Raw genomic sequence first — 2,589 nt, forward strand, 5'->3', positions numbered from 1 at the left:
CCTCCTCGTCGCCGCGCTCCACCATCGCCCCGATATCGGGATTGCGGGTCGACTCCGCCCAGACGTCGAGGCGCAGGATCGCCGCCTCGCGGGTGATGTCGTGGAAGAAACGGTCTGGGCGGAGTCGACCCGCAATCCCGATATCGGGGCGATGGTGGAGCGCGGCGACGAGGAGGGCCGGACCTGGCTCATCGCGATGTTCGACGCGATCAAGACCTCGCCGGACTGCGACCCGGCCGCCCTGTTCGATGCCGTGGCACCGCTGATGAAGGGGATGATCGTGAGCCGGGCCCTGAACGCCGATTACGACGCCGGCCCGGCCGTGGCGCAGCTCCAGGCCGCGATCGATGCCGGCCTGTCCGGCACGCTTCCCCTGGCCCCGCTCGCCCAGGAGACCGGCCGATGAGAGCCGTACGCACCCTAGCCCTCCCTGCCCTCCTGCTCGCCGCGACGGGATTCGTTCCGGCTCGGGCCGAGACCGCGTCGCCCCCGGCGAAGACCGCCCCGGCGCCCGCCGTCAGCGTGGTCGAGGCCGAGCGGCGCGAGATCGTCGAGAGCGTCGTCGTCACCGGCACGCTGGTGCCGCGCGACGAGATCCTCGTCACCCCCGAGATCGACGGCTACCGCCTCGTCGAGCTGCTGACCGAGGAGGGCATGCGGGTCGAGAAGGGGCAGGTGCTGGCCCGCCTCAACCGCGACCTGATCGACCGGCAGCTCGCCCAGCAGAACGCGCTGATCGACAAGGCCTCGGCCGCCGTGCCGCAGGCCCAGAGCAACATCGAGCAGGCGGAGGCCGCCGAACTCGAAGCGCACCTCGCCTACGACCGCGCCAAGCAGCTGATTCAGACCGGCAACACCACCGCCGTGATCATGGAGGGCCGCACCGCCGGCCTGCGGCAGGCGGAGGGCAAGCTGGCCTTCGCCCGCAACGGGCTCGCCATGGCGCGCGCCGAGCTGGCGCAGGCCAGGGCCGTGCGCGACGAACTCGAACTGCGGCTCGCCCGCACCGAGATCCGCGCGCCGGAAGCCGGCATCGTCAGCCGCCGCACGGCGCGGGTCGGCATGGCGACGTCCTCGTCGGCCGAGCCGCTGTTCCGGCTGATCGCCCGCGGCGAGATCGAGCTGGAGGCGGAGGTCATCGAGACCAAGCTGCCGCTGCTGCGCGAGGGCGCCCCCGCCTTCATCGAGATCGGCGAGGGCGAGCGCGTCGCGGGCGGCGTCCGCGCGGTCTATCCGGAGGTCGATAAGGCGAGCCGGCTCGGCAAGGTCCGGGTGCGCCTCGATCCCGATCCGCGCCTGCGCATCGGCACCTTCGCCCGCGGTGCGGTCGAACTCGCCCGCACCCGCGGCGTCACCGTGCCCCAGGCCTCCGTCCTCTACGGCGGCGGCAAGCGCAGCTCCGTGCTGGTCGTGGCGGACGACAAGGTCGAGGCCCGCGAGGTCCGCACCGGCCTGTCCGACGACGACGACATCGAGATCCGCTCCGGCCTGTCGGAGGGCGAGCGGGTCGTGGCCCGCGCCGGCAGCTTCCTCCGCGACGGCGACCGCGTCCGGCCCGTGGCGCTCGCCCGCCAGGGCCGGAATCCGGCCGCGACCTCGTCCGCGCCCTCGCCGGGGGCCACCGCCGACGCCGCGCTGCGCTGAGGCGGTCTCCGCCTCCGCCTCATCCAACTGGTTCTCTGACGGGTTGCCCCGATGCGCCTGAACATCTCCGCCTGGGCGATCCGGAATCCGATCGCGCCCCTCGTCCTGTTCCTCGTGCTGGTGGTGCTCGGCCTCGTCAGCTTCCGGGGGCTCGCGGTCACCCGCATGCCGAACGTGGACGTGCCGATCGTCTCGGTGACGATCACCCAGGGCGGTGCCGCCCCGTCCGAGTTGCAGACCCAGGTCACGAAATGGGTCGAGGACTCGATCGCGGGCGTGCGCGGCGTCAAGCACATCACCTCGGCGATCACCGAAGGGTCCTCCGTCACCACCGTCGAGTTCCGGCTCGAGGTGAACACCGACCGGGCCGTCAACGACGTGAAGGATGCGGTCTCGAAGATCCGCATCAACCTGCCCCGCACCATCGACGAGCCGATCATCCAGCGCGTCGAGATCACCGGCCTGCCGATCCTCATCTACGGGGTGAAATCGCCGGCCATGACGCCCGCCGACCTGTCCTGGTTCGTCGAGGACAAGGTCGCCCGTACCCTCCAGGGGGTGAAGGGCGTCGGCGGCGTCGAGCGCGTCGGCGGCGTCGCCCGCGAGATCCGCATCACGCCGCTGCCCGACCGGCTGCTCGCCCTCGGCATCACCGCCGCGGACGTGAACCGGCAGGTGCGCGTCACCTCCGCCGACCTGGCGGGCGGGCGCGGCGAGGTCGGCGGACGCGAGCAGTCGATCCGGACGCTCGCCGCCTCGCGCACCATCCGCGACCTGAAGGCCACCTCCATCGTCCTGCCCGGCGGCCGCAAGGTGCGGCCGCCGGGCAGGACGATGGAGGTGGCCTTCAGGTCGCGGATGGTGCGCGAGGCGGCGAGCGTCCGGATCGACTGCTCGCGTCCGCCGACCTCGCCGCGCCCGCCCGCCAGGTCGGCGGAGGTGACG

General features: G+C 72.7%; 3 protein-coding genes. All 3 read left to right on the top strand.

Features of this window, described 5'->3' with window-relative positions:
• The coding region (locus tag MFF42_RS13085) for a TetR family transcriptional regulator C-terminal domain-containing protein (protein WP_238256113.1) at nucleotides 1–406 on the top strand (406 nt) is incomplete at its 5' end.
• On the top strand, nucleotides 403–1,644 hold the full coding sequence (locus MFF42_RS13090; RefSeq protein WP_238256114.1) for an efflux RND transporter periplasmic adaptor subunit: 1,242 nt from the start codon (nucleotides 403–405) through the stop codon (nucleotides 1,642–1,644). The genes MFF42_RS13085 and MFF42_RS13090, both read left to right, overlap by 4 nt.
• 51 nt (nucleotides 1,645–1,695) lie before the next feature.
• A partial coding sequence (locus tag MFF42_RS13095) for an efflux RND transporter permease subunit (RefSeq protein ID WP_238256115.1) occupies nucleotides 1,696–2,589 on the top strand: 894 nt, incomplete at its 3' end.

Source organism: Methylorubrum podarium (assembly GCF_022179745.1).
Taxonomy (GTDB): Bacteria; Pseudomonadota; Alphaproteobacteria; order Rhizobiales; family Beijerinckiaceae; genus Methylobacterium; species Methylobacterium podarium.

Bases quoted from the DNA above. Each gene is read 5' to 3' on its own strand.
- MFF42_RS13090 (WP_238256114.1), top strand. From the start codon at position 403: ATGAGAGCCGTACGCACCCTAGCCCTCCCTGCCCTCCTGCTCGCCGCG.